The 20,615-nt window shown below is 61.4% G+C and carries 10 protein-coding genes; 6 read left to right on the top strand and 4 right to left on the bottom strand.

Annotation, left to right across the window (positions count from 1 at the left end; translation table 11 throughout):
• Window positions 1–18: 18 nt before the first annotated feature.
• Genes QM647_RS14235 through QM647_RS14220 form a run of 4 tightly spaced genes read left to right on the top strand, consistent with a single transcriptional unit; the run spans window position 19 to window position 7,114 of the window.
• A complete protein-coding gene (locus QM647_RS14235) occupies window positions 19–999 on the top strand; it encodes a response regulator (protein WP_414996197.1) in 981 nt (326 codons plus the stop codon).
• 12 nt (window positions 1,000–1,011) lie between these two features.
• On the top strand, window positions 1,012–5,277 hold the full coding sequence (locus QM647_RS14230; RefSeq protein ID WP_414996196.1) for a response regulator: 4,266 nt from the start codon (window positions 1,012–1,014) through the stop codon (window positions 5,275–5,277).
• Window positions 5,274–6,746 (top strand): efflux transporter outer membrane subunit, encoded by a 1,473-nt coding sequence (locus QM647_RS14225; RefSeq protein ID WP_414996195.1) that lies wholly within the window; start codon window positions 5,274–5,276, stop codon window positions 6,744–6,746. Before QM647_RS14230 ends, QM647_RS14225 begins: the two co-directional genes overlap by 4 nt.
• A 23-nt stretch (window positions 6,747–6,769) precedes the next feature.
• Window positions 6,770–7,114, top strand: a complete 345-nt coding sequence (locus QM647_RS14220) for an Hpt domain-containing protein (protein ID WP_414996194.1) — start codon at window positions 6,770–6,772, stop codon at window positions 7,112–7,114.
• Between the two features lie 3 nt (window positions 7,115–7,117).
• On the opposite strand, the gene QM647_RS14215 is transcribed toward QM647_RS14220, so the two are convergent.
• On the bottom strand, window positions 7,118–8,176 hold the full coding sequence (locus QM647_RS14215; RefSeq protein WP_414996193.1) for a LacI family DNA-binding transcriptional regulator: 1,059 nt from the start codon (window positions 8,174–8,176) through the stop codon (window positions 7,118–7,120).
• A gap of 124 nt (window positions 8,177–8,300) precedes the next feature.
• The gene (locus QM647_RS14210) at window positions 8,301–8,846 is read right to left on the bottom strand and encodes a PAS domain-containing protein (RefSeq protein ID WP_414996192.1); all 546 of its coding nucleotides are present in this window, start codon (window positions 8,844–8,846) and stop codon (window positions 8,301–8,303) included.
• Between the two features lie 184 nt (window positions 8,847–9,030).
• Here QM647_RS14210 and QM647_RS14205 point away from each other — a divergent pair, with 184 nt between their 5' ends.
• Window positions 9,031–9,423, top strand: a complete 393-nt coding sequence (locus QM647_RS14205; RefSeq protein WP_414996191.1) for a hypothetical protein — start codon at window positions 9,031–9,033, stop codon at window positions 9,421–9,423.
• A gap of 211 nt (window positions 9,424–9,634) precedes the next feature.
• Window positions 9,635–13,891: a response regulator gene (locus tag QM647_RS14200; RefSeq protein WP_414996190.1), complete on the top strand. Its 4,257-nt coding sequence runs from the start codon at window positions 9,635–9,637 to the stop codon at window positions 13,889–13,891.
• 21 nt (window positions 13,892–13,912) lie between these two features.
• On the opposite strand, the gene QM647_RS14195 is transcribed toward QM647_RS14200, so the two are convergent.
• Window positions 13,913–15,493, bottom strand: coding sequence for an ATP-binding protein (locus QM647_RS14195; RefSeq protein ID WP_414996189.1), 1,581 nt, complete (start codon window positions 15,491–15,493; stop codon window positions 13,913–13,915).
• A gap of 135 nt (window positions 15,494–15,628) precedes the next feature.
• Window positions 15,629–20,605 (bottom strand): hypothetical protein, encoded by a 4,977-nt coding sequence (locus tag QM647_RS14190; protein WP_414996188.1) that lies wholly within the window; start codon window positions 20,603–20,605, stop codon window positions 15,629–15,631.
• Window positions 20,606–20,615: the final 10 nt, after the last annotated feature.

Raw genomic sequence — 20,615 nt, 5'->3', positions numbered from 1 at the left:
ATTTCATCGGAAACTGAGATGCCGCAAAATCTGGCCAACGCCGCGTACGATACGGTCGAAACCCGTATGCAATCGATTTCCAACGCCTTCAAAGCGGCGCCCCTGATCCTGGCCGTCGATGATGACCGCGTCACGCGCATGACCCTGACCGCCATGCTGGAGGAACTCGGTTACCAGGTGATCGAGGCCGAGAACGGTCAGCAGGCACTGGACATCCTGATGCAGCGCCATTTCGAGATCGATACGATCCTGCTCGATCGCGAAATGCCGGTCATGGATGGTTTGCAGCTGGTCTCCCGTATGAAGGAGACGCGCGAACTGAAGTCGATGCCGGTGATCATGCAAACCGGTTCCGATCGCCCCGATCAGGTCAAGCAGGGCATCGACGCGGGCGTCTTCTACTACCTGACCAAACCGGTCAATGCCGATGTGCTGAAGTCGGTCCTGCTGGCCGCGATCCGCGATTCGCAGCAAAAGCGCCTGCTGGCGAGCGAGCTCAACAAGCATCGCACCAGCTTCAACCTGATCGAATCCAGCGCCTTCCGCCTGAAGACCATTGCCGAGGCGGAAAACCTGTCGGTTTTCCTGGCCAACTGCTTCCCGGCGCCGGAGCGCGCCATCGCCGGCCTGGCCGAGCTGCTCGTCAATGCCGTCGAGCACGGCAATCTGGAGATCGGCTATGCCACGAAAAGCCAGCTGATCGCGCAGGGCACCTGGGCGGCCGAAATTGAGTCGCGCCTGGCCATGCCCCAGTTCAGCCAGCGCCATGTCGACGTCTTCTACAAGCGCGCGCCGGAAGGCTTCTATGTCGTGATCCGCGACCAGGGCCGGGGCTTCGACTGGAAGAATTACCTGTTCATCGATCCGGCACGGGCGATGGATAACCACGGACGCGGCATCGCGCAGGCCAATGCCCTGAGCTTCGATCGTCTGGGCTACAATGAAGCCGGTAACGAAGTGACGGCCTTCTGTAGCCAGGAAAAAAGCCTGGACTGGTAAGGTAGCGCCAAGATGACAAGGCATCGCCTGTTTCTGCTGGTCCTGTTCACGCTGTTCATCATGCCGATCTGCGCGGCTGTGGGCCTGCTCCAGCACCACTTCACCGGGGAAGAGGCGTATACGCGGCGTGAACGCGATGGCCTGACCTATGTGACGGCGTTGGGTAACGTCATGTACAGGGCGCAGATCTACACCGATGCCTTGTCCGGACCGCAAACACAGTCTGACAGGCTGCCAAAGGCCCAGGCCCTGTTAAATGAGCTCCAGCATGTAGACGCACTGGAGAACAATGGCGCCACGGAAGACGATCAGAAACAGTGGAAAAGCCTTCGGGCTCGGTTGGTCGATTATGCCTCGACACTTTCAGCACCGACCGCAGATCAGGATAAACTGCTGCATGATCTGAAGCTGTTTATGCGGGACGTCGCCACCGATTCTCACCTGACGGCCGATCCTGAAGTTGAAAGTTATGCGATCGCCAGTCTTATCGTTGTCAATATTCCGGACGCGCTCGACCGCCTGCATCGCCTGCAGCGGTTATTGGCGCAGAAACCTTCAAATGACGATGAGCGTTTGGCTTTGCGCGAGGCTGTGCAGGATGTCGGCGCCGGACTGAACGTTGTCCAGGAGCGCTATCAATATCCGCTTTATACTCTGGAGCGTCTGCCCCGGACGTCTCAAGCAGCGGCTGTCGAAAAACAACTGAACACCATAGGTAAGATGGATGATTTGATCCGTGAACTGGAGCGCGATGCGCAACAACCGGTTCAGACAGTGAATTTCGATCGTGCCAGGGAACTGACCGAGGCGTCACTGAATGCCAATGTTGCCGCTGTTCGGGCTTATAGCGTACGCCTGGATCATGTGATCAAGGTTCGGTACGCCGCTCAAAGAATTGCCCGGCTTCTTACAGTCAGCATGCTGCTGCTGGCACTGGCTGCTTCGGTAAGCGCGATCCTCTATTTCTGGCGCGCTTCGATCCGAAATGAGGAATTCAAGTCGGCGATGCAGGTGCGTTCGATTCTGAACGCTACCGTCGAGGCCATCTTCACGGTCGATGGTGATGGGGTGATCGTCACGATGAATTCGGCCGCCGAACGCCTGTTCGGGCTCTCCGAATCTTCTCTTATCGGCAAGCCGCTGACCAGCCTGATCCTGGCGGAGCACGTACCGCATTACCTGATGGTCATGGCCAGTTTCGTCACCGGCCAGACAGGGCTGAATGAGCAGACCGTCGAGGTGCATGCCCTGAAGTTCGGCGGCGATCCGTTCCCGGTCGAATTCGGCGTCGGCTGTTTCGACAGCGATAACCGGCGGCTCTACGTCGTGTCGGCCAGCGACATGACCGAAAAACGCCGCCTCTATGCCGATCTCACCGGGCAGATGACAGCCATCAACAAGACCCAGGCTGTCGTCGAATACGATCTCGACGGGCGGATATTGGCAGCCAACAGCAATTTCCTCGCCCTCTTCGGTTATGAACTGTCCGATATTCTCGGTTGCCACCATCACATGTTCGTCGATGCCAAGGAGATGCACTCCCTGGAATATCGTCTCTTCTGGGAGCACCTGAGCGAGGGCTCGCCTCAGGCTGGTGAATTCAAGCGCTTCGATCGCAACGGCAATGTCGTCTGGATACAGGCGGCCTACAATCCCGTCTTCGACAGCTTCGGCAATGTGCTCAAGGTCGTCAATTTCGCCACCAATATCACCGATCGCAAGCGCGCGGAAAACTCGCTGGTCCTGTTCGCCGAGCAATTGTCGGCAAGTAACCTGGAACTGGAGGCTTCGCGCGCCTCGGCCGAGCGGGCGAACCGCATGAAGTCGGAATTCCTGGCCACGATGAGCCATGAAATCCGCACGCCGATGAACGGCATTATCGGCATGACCGAGCTTCTGCTGGAATCTCAACTTGGGCGCCGCCAGCAGGAATTCGCCCAGACCGTGATGATGTCGGCGGAATCCCTGCTGTCGATCATCAACGATATCCTGGACTTCTCCAAGATCGAGGCCGGCCGGCTGGAGCTTGAGGAAATTCCCTTCAATCTGCGCGACATCATGGAAGGCGTCACCGAGCTGATGGCCGTCAAGGCCAAGGAAAAGGCCCTGGAACTCCTGATGCGCTATGCGCCCTCTGCCGACGAACAGTTCATGGGCGATCCGGTACGCGTGCGCCAGATCGTCACCAATCTCGTCAGCAACGCTATCAAGTTCACCGCCACGGGTCGGATACTGGTCGAGGTCGATCAGCTGGAAACCGATAATCCCGATATCGCGCGCCTGAGCATTTCTGTGGCCGATTCCGGCATCGGCATCGCACCGCACGTCCAGTCCCGGCTGTTCGAGAAGTTCACCCAGGCCGATTCCTCGACCACCCGCAAATACGGCGGCACTGGTCTCGGCCTGGCCATCTGCCGCGAGCTGGTGGAGATGATGGGCGGTACCATCGGTGTCGAAAGCCAGGTCGGCAAGGGGGCTGTCTTCACCTTCACCATCGATCTGCCGCGTAATGCCAAACTGCTGGCGGTTCCGGATGAGATCGCCATCGATCACCTGGCGGGTGTGCGTATCCTGGTGGTCGACGATGTCGCCGACAATGCCCGCATCATTGCCGAACAGCTGGAAGCTCTTGGCATGGAGGTCCTGACCTGCCTGGACCCGCACAAGGCGGTTGATATCCTGATCGAGCAGAAGGCCCAGGGCACCCCCTGCCAGATGGCGCTGATCGACTACATCATGCCGGGTATGAATGGTGAGGAACTGGCGCGGCTCATCAAGGCGCCGGGCTCTACCGTCAAGAACACGGCGCTGGTCATCATGACCTCTGCCGGCGGATTTGGTTTCGCCAAGCGCATGGCCAGCTGCGGCATGTCGGCCTACCTGTCCAAACCCGTCTACAGCCGCCAGCTGCGCGAAACCCTCGCCACCGTCTGGTACTGCTGGGAAAACGGCGAACACGATGGACTTGTGACGGTCGAAAACCTGCGCACCCGTCTCAAGGCGGAAAACCTGACGCGCTTCGAGGGCGCGAAAATCCTGGTCGCCGAGGACAATCGCATCAACCAGGGCTTTGCCACGGAAGTGCTTGAAGGCCTCGGTGTCGAGGTCAGTATCGCGCCTAATGGCGCCGAAGCGCTGAACATGATGCGGCTTCAGGATTTCGACCTCATTCTTATGGATTGCCAGATGCCGGTCATGGACGGTTTTGCGGCGGCGGAAGCCATCGCCCGCCAGGTCCGCGAAGGCAAGACGAAGGACCTGCCGGTCGTGGCCCTGACGGCCTCCGATCTCAAGGGCGATCGCGAACGCTGCCTGGCGTCGGGCATGTGCGATTACGTGACCAAGCCGATGCGCAAGGTTGATCTGGTCCACGTCCTGACCAAGTGGCTGCCGCGCCACCTGGTCCAGCAGCCCGATCTGGCCGCTTCGCAGGAAGCCTCGGCGGAGGCGGAGCGTTTCCCCAGCGCCCGTATCCTGCTGGTCGAGGACAATCGTATCAATCGCGAGTTCGCGCTCGAAATCTTTTCCAGCCTGGAATGCGATGTCCAGATTGCTGAAAACGGGCGCATAGCGGTTGAAAAGGTCCGCACGAACAGCTTCGACATGATTTTTATGGATTGCCAGATGCCGGAAATGGATGGTTACGAAGCGACGGCCATCATTCGTGAACTGATCTCCGAGGGTGCAGTCGATACCCTGCCGATTGTCGCTCTCACGGCCAATGCCATGATCGGCGATCGCGAGAAATGCCTGAGCGTCGGCATGGACGACTTCATCACGAAGCCGGTCAAGAAGTCACAGCTGGTCGAGGCGCTGAACACCTGGCTGCCGCCGCAGCGCAAGCTCTCCGCCCCGCGCCAGTCGACCCGCAGGGCGGCCACGCTGGAAGCGCATTCGCTCGATATGCTGCGCAACAGCCTGGGTGACTCTTTCGCGGCCTATGTCTGCCTGTTCTTCAAGGAATGCGACGAGCGGTTTGCCTCTATTCGCAAGGTGATGGTGGCCAAGGGGCCCGCCGCAGACATGCTGATCGATATCCAGGCCCTGCAGGCTCATGCCCCCTTCTTCGGCGCCACCGCCTTCGTCAATACGGCGCACCAGCTGATGCAGGCCGCCGCCCAGCATGCCGCCGCCGGCCGCAACTGCGAGACCCTGACCCCGCAGATCGACAGCCTGCTTACTGACTGGGATGAACTGTCCGATGCCCTCGATGCGCTGATCACGGACGAGGATCTGGATGTCCCGCAAATGAAGACCGCCGCCAGAGGACTAGGATGATGCGTATTTATATCAGAGGGGCCGCCCTGTCGGCTCTGCTCGCCCTGACGGCCTGCCAGACCGCGCCCGTCGCCTATCAGAAGCCGGCGCTCGAAGCTCCGGCCGTCTGGCATGCGGCGCCAGACGCCCCCTCGAAGGTGGCGGCGCGTTCGGACTGGTGGACGGATTGGCACGATCCGGTCGCCGATCAGCTGATGTCGGCGGCACTGGCGCAGAACCTCGACGTCAAGGTGGCCATGGCGCGGGTCGATGAGGCGCGTTCGCTCAGCAAGATCAACGATGTGCGTTACAAGCCCAGCCTGTACCTGAATGGCAGCGGCGCTGTGACGGCCGGGCAGAAGGCGATGGGCGGCCTCAATGATGGCGATGCGCGTCTCGGTGCGGGCGTCGGCGGCAATTGGGATATCGACCTCTATGGCCTGCAGAAACTCGAATCCCAGCTGGGTCAGGCCGGCCTGAATGCGGCGGATGCGCAGTATCGCGGCGCGATCAACTCTCTGCTGGGCGAGGTGGCGATTGCCTATATCGACCTGCGTGAGCAGCAGAGGATATATGCCCTGCTGCAGAAGAATATCGAGCTGCAAAGTGAAACCCTGCGCGTCGTCAAGATTCAGACCGCCGCCGGTGCCGGTGTCCAGCTCGATGTCCTGCGTGCTTCCGCCCAGGTGGAAACGACCAGATCGCAGCTGCCAAGTGTCCGCGCCGCCATCCAGATCGACTGCAACCGTATCGCGGTCCTGCTGGGGGAGGCGCCGGGTGCCCGCGATGCCCTGCTGATGCCGGACCGCGACATGCCGGTATTCGTCACCGATACCGCCCTGAAGACGCCCGCCGAGGTGATTGCCAATCGTCCGGATGTGCAGAATGCGGAATACCAGCTGGAACAGCAGGGGCTTGCCAAAAGTATCAGCACGGCCGACCTGTTCCCGAAAATCTCTCTGTCCGGCTTCTTCGGCCTGTCCTCGTCCAGCCTGTTCGGCAGTTCGGCGCCATTGAACCTGGCGGCCAATCTCAGCCGGCCCCTGCTGGATTATGACCGCATACATAATCAGATCGATGCCCAGTCGGCGCGTCAGGAGCAGGCCTTCCTCAGCTACAAGCAGACCGTGCTGCTGGCGGTCGAAGATGTCGAACGCAGCCTTGTCGTCTATGGCGAGGAGCAGCAGCGCCTGACCACGCTCGACAATACGTCGACCATCCAGGCCGAGGCCGCACGTCAGGCGCGCCTGAAATTTCAGGCGGGCTATGCCACCTTCCTCGATGTCCTGATCGCGGAACAGCAGTTGCTGGACGCGCAGCTGTCGGCCGTCCAGTCGCGCGCGCGCCTGACCTCAGCCGGGGTCAATCTCTATACCGCGCTGGGCGCCAGCGTTGCCGACATGCCGCGGACCATGGCCAGCAGCGAAAAAGCCCCCAGTGAAAAAGCCCCCAATGAAAAAGCTAAGGCCTCGCGCCTGGCCAGCCAGTAACCTTCAAAAATGAGGATCGAGTAATGAATACAGCAGAAATTCTGGACATGGCGGCCGTCAGCGAGGCACGGGCGATGTTCAAGGCCAAGTTCCCGACCATGTGCGGCTACTATCTCGAAGACGCGGAAGGGTATGTGAACGCCATCGGCAGCGCCATTGCCTCCGGCGATGTCACCGCTATCGTCTCGCCCGCACATACGCTCAAATCATCGAGCCGCCAGATGGGTGCGGCCCTGGTATCGGGCATCGCCAAGGAGATTGAGGCGGCGGCACGCGAAGCCACCAACGGTATGCCGTGGTTTTCGGAACAGCTGGCGCGCCTCGAAGAGGCGTTTTCGCAGACCCGCGTCGCTTTTCCGACGGAATAGGTGTCAGGAAAACAGTGCGGTGCCCACGCTGGATTGCCGCACGATCAGCCGGGCCGGGAAGAGGTTCGCCGGCGTGCTTTGCCCCGCCATGCGCCGGAACAGCATCTCGACCAGCAGGTTGGCAGCCACGCCGGGGTCCTGGCGGATGGTGGTCAGGGGCGGGGAGAGGGTCTGCGCCATAGGCACATCATCAAAACCGACCAGCGCCACGGCATCGGGAATGCGCAGGCGCGCCTCGGTCAGGGCCATGCGGGCCGCGTTGGCCACGATATCCGACGCACAGAACAGGGCATCGAAGGGTTCTCCGGCCTGCAGCAGGGCCCGCACCGCCTCGTAGGCCGAGACATGTGTCAACTGGCAGGTGACCGGCGCGGTATTCATCGACAGACCCGACAGGCTGATGGCCTCGACATATCCGCGATACCGGCTTTCGACTTCCGGAGTCTTGGCCGCGGGGCCGAGGAAGCGGATGGCCTTGCGCCCAATGGAAATCAGGTGCTCGGTTGCGGTCCGCCCGGCCTGCACATTGTCGATCCCGACGGTGCAATAGGCAGATTGAGTGGCGCGTTCCCCCCAGACCACCATGGGCAGGTATTTGCTGGCGGTCTCCTGCAGCGCGGCCTGCTGCCCGCCATGGCCCAGCACGAGCAGGCCATCGAAGCGGTGCGACTGGATGAGGGATTGCAACCAGCCCTTTTGCGGAGCGTTGATCTTGCGCAGCAAAAGGTCATAGCCGCGCTGGCTGATTTCTTCGGTCAGGTGACCGATCATCTGGAGCAGCAGTGGATCGGTCAGGGACTGGCTCATCTCTGCCGGCACCGGCACGACGATGCCGATGGTCTGGGTTTTCTGGAGACGCAGGTTGCGGGCGGCGTGATTGACGGCATAGCCGTGGTTCTCGGCCAGTTCCTCGATGCGTTCGCGCAGGCGCTGCGGGATCAGACTGTTGCCGGCCAGGGCGCGGGAAACGGTGGAGACGGAAACGCCGGCCAAGGCGGCGATGTCACTCATTTTCAGGCGGGGAGATGCCGCTACCTGCTTGTCGGAAAAGGTGTCGGGCATTCATACCTGAGGGTGTAAAGGGACTGCCCGGACTATATCCGAATTCCGGTTTTTCGCAAATGCGAATATCAGAAATCAATCTGCCTTTATAAGGTAAACGCCTTGTTAATTAAGGGGAAGAGTGTCAGGAGTTGTGTCTGGGGGGCTGGCCCTTCATGACGTCGCGCACGACATCGAACAGTCCCTTGCGGTTGTGAGCGGCCGATGAAGCGGTCGATGAAGCACCAGGCCCTTCCGCCGGTGCGCCCATGCGGCGGCGCGCCAGACTCGTCGCGTCATCCATGGCCGTATAGATCCACAGGCGCCCATTGCCGCCCTGGTCGTCTATCACCGGCAGGCTTTGGCGCGCGAATATGCGGCCGTCCTTGAAATGCAGCTCATCTTCTGAGGTTTCCTGCGAGGCGTACAGGCGCTCGACCTCGCTGATAAAACTATAGGGATCGATGAGCTGGCTGGTCACATAATTCAGCAGCGCGAAATCATTCCGGTAGATCTGCAGGTCGCTGGGCACCCGCCACAGCGCCACAAACGCCTTGTTGGCGTAGCCGATGCTTCTGTCGCCGCGAATGAGCAGGAGGCCGCTTGGCAGGCTGTCAAGCAAACGCTCAAGGAAACCGGCATCTTGCTCAGGGGCAATGGGAGAGGTTGGAGGTCCGGCGGCGTCGCTCACAGGGGGGATTCCAAAAAATTGATAACGACATTATTCCAATATCGGGTAAAGGAACGGATAACTTTTTTGCACCTTGAGTTGTTTTGTTGCGCGTATCGTATGAGCGCAACGCTTTGTGTTCAAAGGCGTGGGCAAAATCTTAATCCTGAACATGTAAACCTGGGGGCGATTGCAAGGCCCGACTATGACTGAAGCATTTTTCCTGACCCATGTGGTCGATAAGGCAAATCACTGCGTTTATCTCACTGTCGTGGGGCCCATGGACTCTGCGGCCTTCATCGATCGGCAGATAGAGATACTCAAATCGCTCGAGGCCCCATGGACCTATGATCGGGTTATCGATCTGCTCGATTGCGATGGCCATGTGGCCTATGAAGATATCCTGCGTCTTGGCGAGTATTGGGCGGGCCTGCGCTTCTTCATCAAGCGCGACGTGCGCGTAGCGGTAATCACCAAAAATCCGCTCATCACGGCGCGGCTGCCGCTGGCGGATCTCCTGTTTCCCAGGCACGAAATGCGCGCCTTCCCGACGATCCAGGCTGGCACCGCCTGGCTGGTCGAGCGCGTTCAGGGCTAGAGTTTCAGGGTTTTGCGCGATCACAACCGCAAGTGATCTCGGTCTCAGCGTTCAACTACAATTTCTTAATATTTTCCACCTTAAATTGTGACAAGGGCGTCAGAATGCGTCCCATGGTAATATAATGCATTTCTATGGGGCGCGCACATCTGGCCCACACCGTGTCTTCGCGCCGCCTCAGGTTTCACCCGCCGATCCGTAAAGCCGCGTCATGCTCAAGCACAAATATTTCCCGATTGCTGTCTTCGCCATGCTGATCGTGCCGATCGTGGCCGCCGTCAGTATTTTCCTGCACGAAATCCATCGCAACATGGATTTCACGCGCACGGAGCGCGAGGGGCTGGCCTATCACAACGCGCTCGTGAACGTCTTCGCGGAGCTTGAGGAATATGCCAGCGGATCGTCGGGCACCGGCCATTACTATTCGAAAACGGAGGCCGTCGACCGGGCGACCGGCGCGGCCCTGCGCGCCAGTATCGGCAAGGTCGATGCCCTGGATGCGACGGCGGGCTATCTGGGCGTCAGGTCGCAGTGGAAGAGCATCCGCGCCGATCTCCTGGCTTACAGCCAGGCGCCGGTCATGACCGCCTCCCGGCGCGACAGGAGCCTGGACGCGCTGATGGCTTTCATGCAGGACGTCGGTACCGAGGCGCATCTGATCCAGGATCCGGATAATGAAAGTTCGGCCATCGCGCGGCTGGATATTGTCGATACGGCCGACCTCATCGATCGCCTGTATGAAATTCATCGCATCATCGAGCGCCCGACCAACTCCCTGACCGATGTCCGCAGCAAGCAGGAAGCCATTCAGGATGCCTCGTCCGGCCTGCGCGCCGCCCTGGTCCATTACCAGTATCCCCTGTCGACCCTGAGCCGCCATGCTGCCTATGCACGCACTCGCAATATCGAGCACCGCTTCGGCGTGGTCGACAAGATAAACGCATTGGCCGATGAACTCGATACCATCGCGCCTCAGGACTCAAGCATCGTGGACCTTGCTAAGGCGCGCCTGCTGCTCAACGATGCCCTTAATGCCAATATCCAGAGCGCGACGCTGTTCAATGACCATCTGAGCGATACCATAGAGACGCGTTACGATGGCCTTGTGCTGGCGCGCAACGCCACCCTGGCCTTCCTCGGCATCGCCGCCCTGGCAAGCGTGCTGACCGTCTTCCTGTTTCGCCGCGCGGCGGTCCGGCGCGAGGAATTCCTCGCCGCCCTTCAGGTGCGCGATGTGCTGGATTCGACCCTGGAGGCCATCTTCACCATAGATGAAGCCGGAATCGTGCTCAGCATGAACAGCACGGCGGAGCGCCTGTTCGGCACGACTGAGGCGGAGATGCGCAATCATCCGCTCGGCCAGCTGATCGCCAGTGACCACCTTGTACAGTACCAGCACCTGCTGACCGCCTATTTCGAGGCACCCGATGGCAAGCTGGACCAGTCGATCGAGGTTAATGCCCAGCGTCATGACGGCACGCTCTTCCCGGTGGAATTCGGTTTTGGCCGCTTCGAACGCGACGGCCGCAAGCTCTATGTCGTGTCGGTGCGCGACCAGACGGAGAAGCGCGAGCTCTATGCCGACCTGACCGGCAAGATAAACGCTATCAACATCTCCCAGGCGGTGGTCGAATTCGATCTCGAAGGCCAGGTGCTGACGGCCAATAGCAACTTCCTGAACATCTTCGGTTACGACCTGTCGGAAATCCAGGGTCACCACCACCGCATGTTCGTCGATCCGAAGGACGCACAAAGCCCGGAATACCTGCTTTTCTGGAAGAACCTCGTGGCTGGCCGCTTCCAGGCCGGCGAGTTCCAGCGCTTTGACAAGAATGGCAACGAGGTGTGGATTCAGGGCGCCTATAACCCGGTCTTCGACGCGTTCGGCAAGGTTTTCAAGATCGTCAAGTTCGCCACCAATATCACCGACCGCAAGCGCGCCGAAAACCGGCTGGCCGTTTTCGCCGAAGAACTGACGCGCAACAATGTCGAGCTGGAGGCTGCCCGCTCGACCGCCGTCCATGCCAACCGCATGAAGTCCGAATTCCTCGCGACCATGAGTCACGAGATCCGCACGCCGATGAACGGCATACTGGGCATGACCGAACTGCTGCTCGATTCGCGCCTCAATCCGCGCCAGATCGAATTCGCTCAGACGGCGATGCAGTCCGCCGAAACCCTGCTGTCCATCATCAACGATATCCTGGACTTCTCCAAGATCGAGGCCGGCAAGCTGGAAATCGAGGAGATACCGTTCAATCTCAAGACGGTGGTCGAGCAGGTCTCGGCCCTGATGGCGGTCAAGGCGCGCGAAAAGGCCATAGAGCTGGTCATGCGCTATGCGCCGCAGGCCGGCGAAAGCTTCGTCGGCGATCCGGTGCGCGTGCGCCAGATTGTGACCAACCTCCTCAGCAACGCCATCAAGTTCACTGCCGCCGGTCGCGTTCTGCTCAATGTCGAGGAACTGACGATCAGCGATCCGCGCATGTCGCGTCTGTGTATTTCCGTCGAGGACACCGGCATCGGTATTCCGGCCGACGTCCAGTCGCGCCTGTTCCAGAAATTCACCCAGGCCGATTCCTCGACGACGCGCAAATACGGCGGCACCGGTCTCGGCCTCGCCATCTGCCGCGAACTGGTGGAGATGATGGGCGGGTCGATCAAGGTCGAAAGCGAGGTCGGCAAGGGTTCGGTCTTTACCTTCACCCTGACCCTGGAAAGAAGCGTCGCCGCCCTGGCCCCGGCCGGCGATATCGATCTCGATCACCTGAAGGGCGTGCGAGTGCTCGTGGTCGACGATGTCGTCGACAATCTGCGCATCATTTCCGAACAACTGGAAGTGTTGGGCATGGAGGTTGTCACCTGCGTCGATCCGCTCAAGGCCTGCGACATGCTCCAGGTCCAGAAAAATCACGGCACGCCCTGTCAGATCGCCCTGCTCGATTATGTCATGCCGGGGCTGAATGGCGAGGAACTGGCGCGGCGCATCAAGGCCCACGACTCGACGATCAAGGATATCGCCATCGTCATCATGTCATCGGCGGGCGGCCAGACCTTCGCCCAGCGCATGGCCAGCGTCGGCATATCGGCCTATCTGTCGAAGCCGGTCTACAGCCGCCAGCTGCATGAGACGGTGAACATGGTCTGGTATGCCTGGAAGAACGGCGAGCGCGACGGCCTGGTCCGGGTCGAGAATATTCGTACCCGGATCATGGACGAAACCCTGACCCGTTTCGAAGGCGCCCGCATCCTGCTGGCGGAAGACAACCGCGTCAATCAGGGCTTTGCGGTCGAGACCATCGAAGGCCTGGGAGCCAGTGTCGAGGTGGCCGTCAATGGCGCCGAGGCGGTTGAAAAAGCCATCAGCGAACAGTTCGACCTGATCCTCATGGACTGCCAGATGCCAGTCATGAACGGCTTCGAGGCCACCAAGGCGATTAATGACCATATCCGCGAAGGCACCATTGCCGAGGTGCCGGTACTGGCCCTGACAGCGAATGACGACAAGGGCGACCGCGACCTTTGCCTGGCGGCCGGCATGCGTGATTACGTCACCAAGCCGGCGCGTCGCGCCGATCTGGTCCATGCTTTGTCGAAATGGCTCCCGGCCAGCCTGGTCCAGAAACCGGCGCCGGCCGGCGGAACCGTCATCGAGGCCGAAGAACATACCTTCCCCGGCGTGCGTATCCTGCTGGTCGAGGATAACCGGGTCAACCGCGAGTTCGCGCTGGAAATCTTCAACGGCATGGGCTGCGAGGTCCAGGTGGCCGAAAACGGCCAGGTCGCCATCGAGAAGGCGAAGCGCGAAACCTTCGACATCATCTTCATGGATTGCCAGATGCCGGTGATGGATGGCTACGAGGCGACGACGATCATCCGTGAACTGATGAAAGGTGGAGAGGTGCGCCATATCCCCATCCTGGCCCTGACGGCCAACGCCATGATCGGCGACCGGGAAAAGTGCCTCGAAGCCGGCATGGATGCCTTCATCACTAAGCCGGTCAAGAGCACCGAACTGTCGGCGGCGCTCATCCGCTGGCTGCCGGCCGACCGGATCGTCCTGGCGGCGCACAGCTCCTACGAACACCGCACCGTGGTGGACGAGGCGACCCTGCAATCGTTGCGCCTCTCGCTCGGCAAGGCCTATCCCGCCTATATCCAGTTGTTCATGCAGGATGGCGATGCGCGTCTGGCGCGGCTGCGCAGCCTGATTGAATCGAATGGTCCGGCCTCGGACCTTTTGCTGGAGATTCAGGCCCTGCAGACCCAGGCGCAGCCGTTCGGCCTGATGGCCCTGGATGTGCAGGCCGTGGAACTGAAGACCGGCGCGGGTCAATATGCCGAGGTCGACCAGGGCGTGGGCACGCTTCTGCCGCAGTTGGAAAACCTGGAGGCGGCCTGGCAACGCGCCCTGCCGCACCTGAAGGCCTCCATCGAAACCGAAGACGCCTATATAAAAGCCGCCTGATAAAATCGGCGCCTGGCGGGTTCAGGCGGCTTTTTGCAGGCTCAGAACGGCCGCCATCTTTTCATGCAGGTCGGCGGCATTGAACGGCTTGGGCAGGAATTCGTCCATGCCGGCCTCCAGACAGCGGTCGCGGTCGGCGGCCAGGGAATGGGCCGTCACGCCGATGATCGGCAGATAGGGGCGGCCTTCAACGGCCTCTTCCTCGCGGATCATGCGCGTGGCCTCGATGCCGGTAATGCCGGGCATCTGGACATCCATCAGCGCCAGGGCATAGACACCGGTCCGCGCCTTCTCAACGGCGCTCAGGCCGTTCATCGCCACCTCGACGCGATAGCCCAGCCGTTCCAGGAAGGTGGTTGCCACTAGTATGTTCGGCTCATAGTCCTCGACCAGCAGGATCGGCGGGAAGCCGGACAGATCGGTTTGCGCCAGTGTCTCCGCCTCAGCCGGGACCGGGGTCGTTTCAGCCCCATCGCTTTCAGCGCTGGCCAGCGGCAACCGGACGGTAAAGCGCGAGCCTTCGCCCGGCGTGCTTTCCGCCGTGATCGTGCCACCCATGATCTCGCACAGGGTGCGGGCGATCGAAAGCCCCAGGCCGGTGCCGCCATAGCGGCGCTTCAGCCCGGTATCGGCATCGACCGAGGGGCGAAAAAGCGTGGCGATTTTTCCCGCCGGCATGCCCACCCCGGTATCACTGACTGTGAGTGTCAGCCGACGCTGGCTATCCTCCGCAGATTCGGTCGCCACGGTGAAATGCAGGCCGCCGTCCTCGGTGAACTGGATGGCATTGCTGGCCAGCTGGTTGAGGATCTGGCCGATGCGCGCGGCATCGCCCATCAGTTGTTCGTCTTCGTCGCACAGGATTTCGACGTCGAGCGACAGGCCCTTTTCACGCGCCTGCACGGCGACATTACCCGCCACCTTCGCCACAAGCTCGGCCGGTGAAAAGGCGGCGATATCCAGGTCGATGATATGAGCTTCGATCCGCGCCGTATCGACCATGTCGCTGACCTGATGGAGCACCGATTCCGCACTCAGCAGCAGGGCGTGGAGATATTCGCCCTGCTCGTAGCTCAGGGGTTGGGTAGTGGTCAGGATATTGGCGAGTCCGACCACCGCGTTCATCGGCGCGCGGATGTTGTGGCTGAGGTGCGAGAGGAAATCGGCCTTGGAAATTTCGGCGGCCTCGGCGGCATTGCGCGCCTCGATGAGCGCCTGTTCGGCCTGGGTCCGCTGCGTCACATCCACGCCCTGCGCCAGTATGCCGCTGACCTGGCCGTCATTGCCGATGATCGGCTGGTAGACGAAATCGACATAGAGCTCGGTGGTGGCGCCGTTCAGCACGCGGTCATAGCGCGCGCTGCGGGCCGTAATGGCCTCACCGCTTTTGAACACATCGTCGAGCATGCCGAGAAAGCCCTGATCCACTGCCTCTGGGATCGCCTCGGCCACGGTCAGGCCGATCAGCTTTCGTTCACCCACCAGCGCCATATAGGCGGGATTGGCCAGCTCGAAGCGGTGTTCGGGCCCTTTCAGGAAGACCATGAAGGTCGGCGATTGATCGAACAGGCGGATGACATCCTGGCTAAACTCGGAATTCAAGTCGCTGTCTCCCTGGTGCGCGGCCATCGGACCGGTTTCCCTCGCCGAAAAGAGGAGTCCGGAATCGATTCGACAACTATAGAGACCATTTTGCAAACTAGACAATGTGAAATCCAATCCTGGGTGAAGACGGCATCAGAAGATATTCCTAAGGGTATTGGCATCGAACTTGACGCGGGCAGTGATATAGGGGCCCTGCTCGGTATAGTGGCTGCCGTCCGTATCCGGATCATGGTAGCCGGCGATGTTGTAGCCGACCGAAATCCACACATCCTTTTTCGGTGAGAAGCCGATGGAAGGGCCGTAGCTCATGGCGCTGACGCCGCTGTTATGGGCCAGCTGGCGGCTGAGCGAGAAGGCGATATCGAAGCGCTTGCCAAGCGACTTGCGGATATCGGCGCCGATGGCGTCGATAAAGCCGTCATAGGCGTCGTCGGCCAGCTTGCCGCGGATCAGCTTGGCGCCGTAATAGACCGAAGCCTCGATGCCGTGGTCGGCGGTATAGTTCAGGGCGATATTGTTGATCAGGCGCGTCGTTACCTGGTTCTCGCCGGTTGAGACCGTGATGCCGAGCACGTCTGCGTCCTTCACATCGGCATCGGCGCGGTTGTGGCGCAGTTCCAGACGTTCCAGCACCGACCAGCGGCTGTCGAGCGGACGCCAGGCCAGCGAAATATCGGCCGAGGCCAATTCGGCCTTGCGGCCTTCGCTGTCCGTCAGATGGTAGATGCGCAGCGAAGACGCCACCGTCTTGCCCTCGCCCAGCGCCCGGATCAGATTGCTCGTCAGTCCGGTGCGGTTGGAGACGTCGCTGCGGCGTACCTCGGCTCGGCCGTTCCATGACCAGTTGCTCGCGCGGTAGGTGGCGCCGAGCGTGGCGGACGTGTAATCGTAATTACCGCTGTCATTCAGGGCCTGTCCGGTGGTGATCGGCTGGAAGGGATTGACCGCGTCTTCCTTGATATGGCCGGACATCGTCTGGCTGGAATCGAGCGTCGCATCCACGGTCCAGTTCTGGCCGATGGGCAAGGATTGGTTGAGACCCATCTGGCTGAAGCTGCGGGCGCCGTTCTCCCCCAGGGCCAGTTGGTTGAGCGTGGTCATCAGCTTGGCGCCATGCCACGGAGTCAGATCGAAACCGATGCGGCTGGTATGACCGTGTAGGCCCGCACCATTGGCCACTTCATGCCCGGCGATCAGTCGTACCGAGTCAGTCAGCTTGTAGGCGGCGGCGATCGACTGGCGTACCGGGTATTCACTGTTGTCATCCGCCCCGCCGAGGGCCAGCTGAACCTGGCCGCTCAGTTGCAGTTTGTCGTGCATCAGGCTCTGGGTGCCGCCGATGCCGATGATCTGGCTCGATTGCTTGGTCGAACTGACCGCCGAGGTGGCTGTATCCGTCGTCGTATCCTGGCCCATGCCCTCGTCGGAGGCCGTGGTCGCCTCGATGAACAGGGTGCCGTTCTTGTGTCGGCGTTCCAGCTTGATATCGCCGGCGATGCGGCTTGAGGTATCGACAAGCGATTGCTGGCGCCAGGCCGAAACGCTCAGTGAGTAGATATCGGTCAGGCGTATCTGGCCATCGATGCCGAGCTTGCGCGTGCCGGCCTCGGTGATGTTCTGCTGGCCGACACCGAAGCCCTCGTCCTGCTGGCGCACATAGGCTAGCATCTGGCTGCGGGTGCCGCGATGCTCGGCCTCGATCAGAAAGGCGGTATTGTCGCCGGCGTTCCTGCGTCCGCCGCCGGCCGCTTCGGCGCGCACCTCAAGGCTCTTGCCGACCTGCGCCTTCATATCCAGACCGGCGACCGTAGCCTGGCTCTGGCTGTCGTCACGCAGGACGGTGGCGCCGATTTCAAGGCGGTCCTTTATCTTCGCCGACACCCGGCCGCCGGCCACCAGGCGCTTGTCGCCCGTACCCTCGACCTCGTAATCGACAACGATATAGATCGGGTTGAAATCGGCGTCGCGGGCCAGGACCGGCTCGCGGAAGGTCAGGGTGCCGGCGTCGGGATCGATGTCGTAATCGATATGCCGGGTCAGCAGGCGGGACTCGATGATTTTCTCCGGGCGGAAGCGGTCGCGCGTCTCCAGCGTGACCTGGTCCGAATTGGAAATCAGCCCGCCAGCGGAAAGGCGGTAGGGCCCGGACAGACCATTGCCCTGGATTTCGTCGCGCGCGTAGCGCTGGTCTGACCGGGCGGCGAAACCGGTCGCTTCGATATGCTTGCCATGGTAGCCGGCCTTCAAACCATTGAGCGTGCGGCTGAAGCGCCCCAGCTGCGTGTCCTTCAGCCCGGTTTCGAAATCGCCGAGCATGACATAGGCGTCCTTGCGCTCCAGGCGCAGGTAGAGTTTACGCGAGGTGGCGGCGTCATAGGCCTGGCGTGTGCCGTCGCCATAGACCGTGTAATATTTGTCCGGATCGATGCCCGACAGCAGGCCGCTGTCCGGATCGTAGCTGTGGTCGGAATCGTAGGCCAGGGTCAGCAGCCATTTGCCCTTGACGCGCCCTTTGGCATAAAGGCTGAGCTGGCCGCTGGTGGTGATGTCGCGATCCTTGGGCAGCCAGTAGCGGTGGGTGTTCTTGGTCAGGGTGTCGAAGCCCGCCGTGCCCTGTGCGAAACCGACGACCACCCAGTCCTTCTGGTCGGCCTCCAGCCAGGCGCGGATATCGCTCTTGCGCGTGGTCTTGTCTTGCGTCAGCTCGAAGGTGATGTGTGCCTCTCCCGCCTGAGTGGTCGGCTCCAGGGCGATGAAGGCCATGCCGTTGTCGCCGGTGATGCGCACGAAGGTGTCGGCGCGGTCGAGGCCGGAGAGCTGGCGCGACTGCTCGGCCTGCGCCGCCTGGGCAGTGCTGTAGGGCTGGTCGATGTGGAAGGCGGCCATGGCGCCGTCGCGCACCGGCTTGCCGTCGCGGTCGGTCAGGCGCACGGCAATCAGCGGACGTGTGCGGCCATCGGCCACCAGGCGCGACAGCTCCGGCACATAGGTCGCCTGCAGAGGCGTATTGGCATAGTGCACGGTGCGCGTCAGGGTCTTGACCGCCGCGCCGGAGGCATCGAGCACGCGGGCTTCCAACACATTGTCGCCCTCGACCAGCGGCAGGCCGGTCCACAGACTGACGGCCACGTCATCGCTTTTGTCGGTGCTGTCGAAGGCCAGCGGATCGGTGGGCTTGCCATTGACCGTCAGGGCCACGCGCTGGCCGGGATAGTGCTTGATGGCCACGCGCAGCGCCGGGGCGCGCGGATTGTGATCGACGTCCGGAAACAGCCAGTCTATGCCCGGCGCCTGGCCGAGTAGCCATTGCGTGCGGCCGCCGGCGGCGATGTCGCTGGCCATGACCTTGATCGGCAAGGCTTCTTCTTCGGCGGCCGCCTTGCCGGTCGCCTTCAGGCGGAAATCGACGCGCTTCAGGCTGCCGCCGTCGCCCTCGACAAAGCGCGACGTCGTGCTGCCGGCCCAGCGGGTATCGTCCTGGCAGACCACCGGGGCCCAGGCTTCGGAGAGGGCGGTGGTGTCGAGGGCGACGACATGGCGTCCCTTGCGCAGGCCTTCGAAATGGTACAGGCCGTCGCGGTCGGTCATCACATAGGTGCCATCGTCCAACAGGAGACGGACATTCGCCACGCCCTTGCCACTGTCAGAACCGCCCTCGCAGCCGCCATCGGTGACGCGGCCGACAATCGTCATGGCGTCGGTGAACAGCAGGGGCTGAATACGCACATGGGCAGAGGCCACGGCGCTGGCCGGGCCGCCCGTAATCTGGATTACGGCGCTATTGACGGCATCTCCGACCGGCGCCGCGGGCATGACTTCGACGCCATAGCGCACATCGATCGTCTGATTGGTTGCAAGGGTGGCCAGGGTAAAGGTCAGGGTGCGTCCATCCGCCGAAACCTCTGGTTCATCGACCCCGCTGGTTGTGCCGCGTTTGTAACGCAGGCCGGCCGGCAGGGTATCGGTGATGACGCTTTTCCGCGTGACGCTGATCTCGGGATTGGTGATGCTCAGGTGATAGGCGATGACATCGCCCGGTGAGGCCTCGCGCAGCGAAGCGGTCTTCTGGATCAGCAGGGCGCCGTGCGGTATCGGATCGAGCGGAATATCGACCTGGAGCGGTTCGGGCGAGCTGAGCACAAACGGTTTGCCGTAGGACGCATCGCTGATCACATAGGCGCCGCTCGACCCTGTCGGCAGGTCGGCGGGCGCTACGGTGGATGGCGCGGTATAGCCGTCCGGCGCTTTGACGATCAGGTGGTAGGTGCCCGCCTCCAGCATCGGGAAGCGATAATCGCCATCGCTGTTTTTATAAACCGTGCCGCCGGCGTCGGTCACATCCTGACCGCTGGTCACCTGTGAGGGATAAACGGTGACGCCATCGTCGCCATAGACGGCGGCGAGCTGGCCGGTGGCGTCATTGACGATGGAAACGATCGCGCCATTGATGCGATCCCCCGTGACAGAATCGAACACATGGCCGTAGGGATCGATCAGAATACTGTTTTCGCTGGGCGTCGAATAGCTGTCACCCGGAAAGCTGGCGCTGAAACGCGTATTGGCCGGGAAGACAGGCAGGCAGGCCTGGGCGTGACCGGTAGGCGCCGTCGGGTACAGACCGCCAGCAAAGATGCCAGTATTCGGCCCGGTCTCGGTCAGGATGACCGTGCCGGACTGACCCGTGGAGGCGCTGCCAATAATGGTTACAGTCTCGCGTGCAGCGGGATCGCGATTTGAGTTCGGCGCCTGAAGGACCACCGCCATATCCGGATCGGTCGCATCGCTGTCCTCGGACATGGTGGCCAGGGTGGCGGCATCGACGGGGGCGGCGTGAATACCCACGGGAGGACCGGCCACGCAGGTCAGGTCGCTGTAGTCGAAATCCTTGGGCATCCGATAGAATTTGATGGCGGTCGGCCATACATCGAGATCGACATCCAGGGTGGTGGTATTTGAGATTACGCTATCGGCGGAGCCGTTATGGCTGAAGCTGAAAGTGGCGGTATTCTGGATATGCTGGGTCGCTGCCGATGCGGGGGCGCACATCGGCAGCGAGACCAGCCCGGAAAGAGCCCATAAAAGACAGAGAAGATGTCTGATCTTGACCATGTCCTTGCTC

It is taken from the genome of Asticcacaulis sp. (genome assembly GCF_047605585.1).
Lineage (GTDB): Bacteria > Pseudomonadota > Alphaproteobacteria > Caulobacterales > Caulobacteraceae > Asticcacaulis.
This window is presented reverse-complemented; position numbering and strand designations above follow the sequence as displayed.

Coding starts and splice junctions, on each gene's coding strand:
- QM647_RS14235 (WP_414996197.1), top strand. CDS start 19: ATGCCGCAAAATCTGGCCAACGCCGCGTACGATACGGTCGAAACCCGT.
- QM647_RS14230 (WP_414996196.1), top strand. CDS start 1,012: ATGACAAGGCATCGCCTGTTTCTGCTGGTCCTGTTCACGCTGTTCATC.
- QM647_RS14225 (WP_414996195.1), top strand. CDS start 5,274: ATGATGCGTATTTATATCAGAGGGGCCGCCCTGTCGGCTCTGCTCGCC.
- QM647_RS14220 (WP_414996194.1), top strand. CDS start 6,770: ATGAATACAGCAGAAATTCTGGACATGGCGGCCGTCAGCGAGGCACGG.
- QM647_RS14215 (WP_414996193.1), bottom strand. CDS start 8,176: ATGCCCGACACCTTTTCCGACAAGCAGGTAGCGGCATCTCCCCGCCTG.
- QM647_RS14205 (WP_414996191.1), top strand. CDS start 9,031: ATGACTGAAGCATTTTTCCTGACCCATGTGGTCGATAAGGCAAATCAC.
- QM647_RS14200 (WP_414996190.1), top strand. CDS start 9,635: ATGCTCAAGCACAAATATTTCCCGATTGCTGTCTTCGCCATGCTGATC.
- QM647_RS14190 (WP_414996188.1), bottom strand. CDS start 20,605: ATGGTCAAGATCAGACATCTTCTCTGTCTTTTATGGGCTCTTTCCGGG.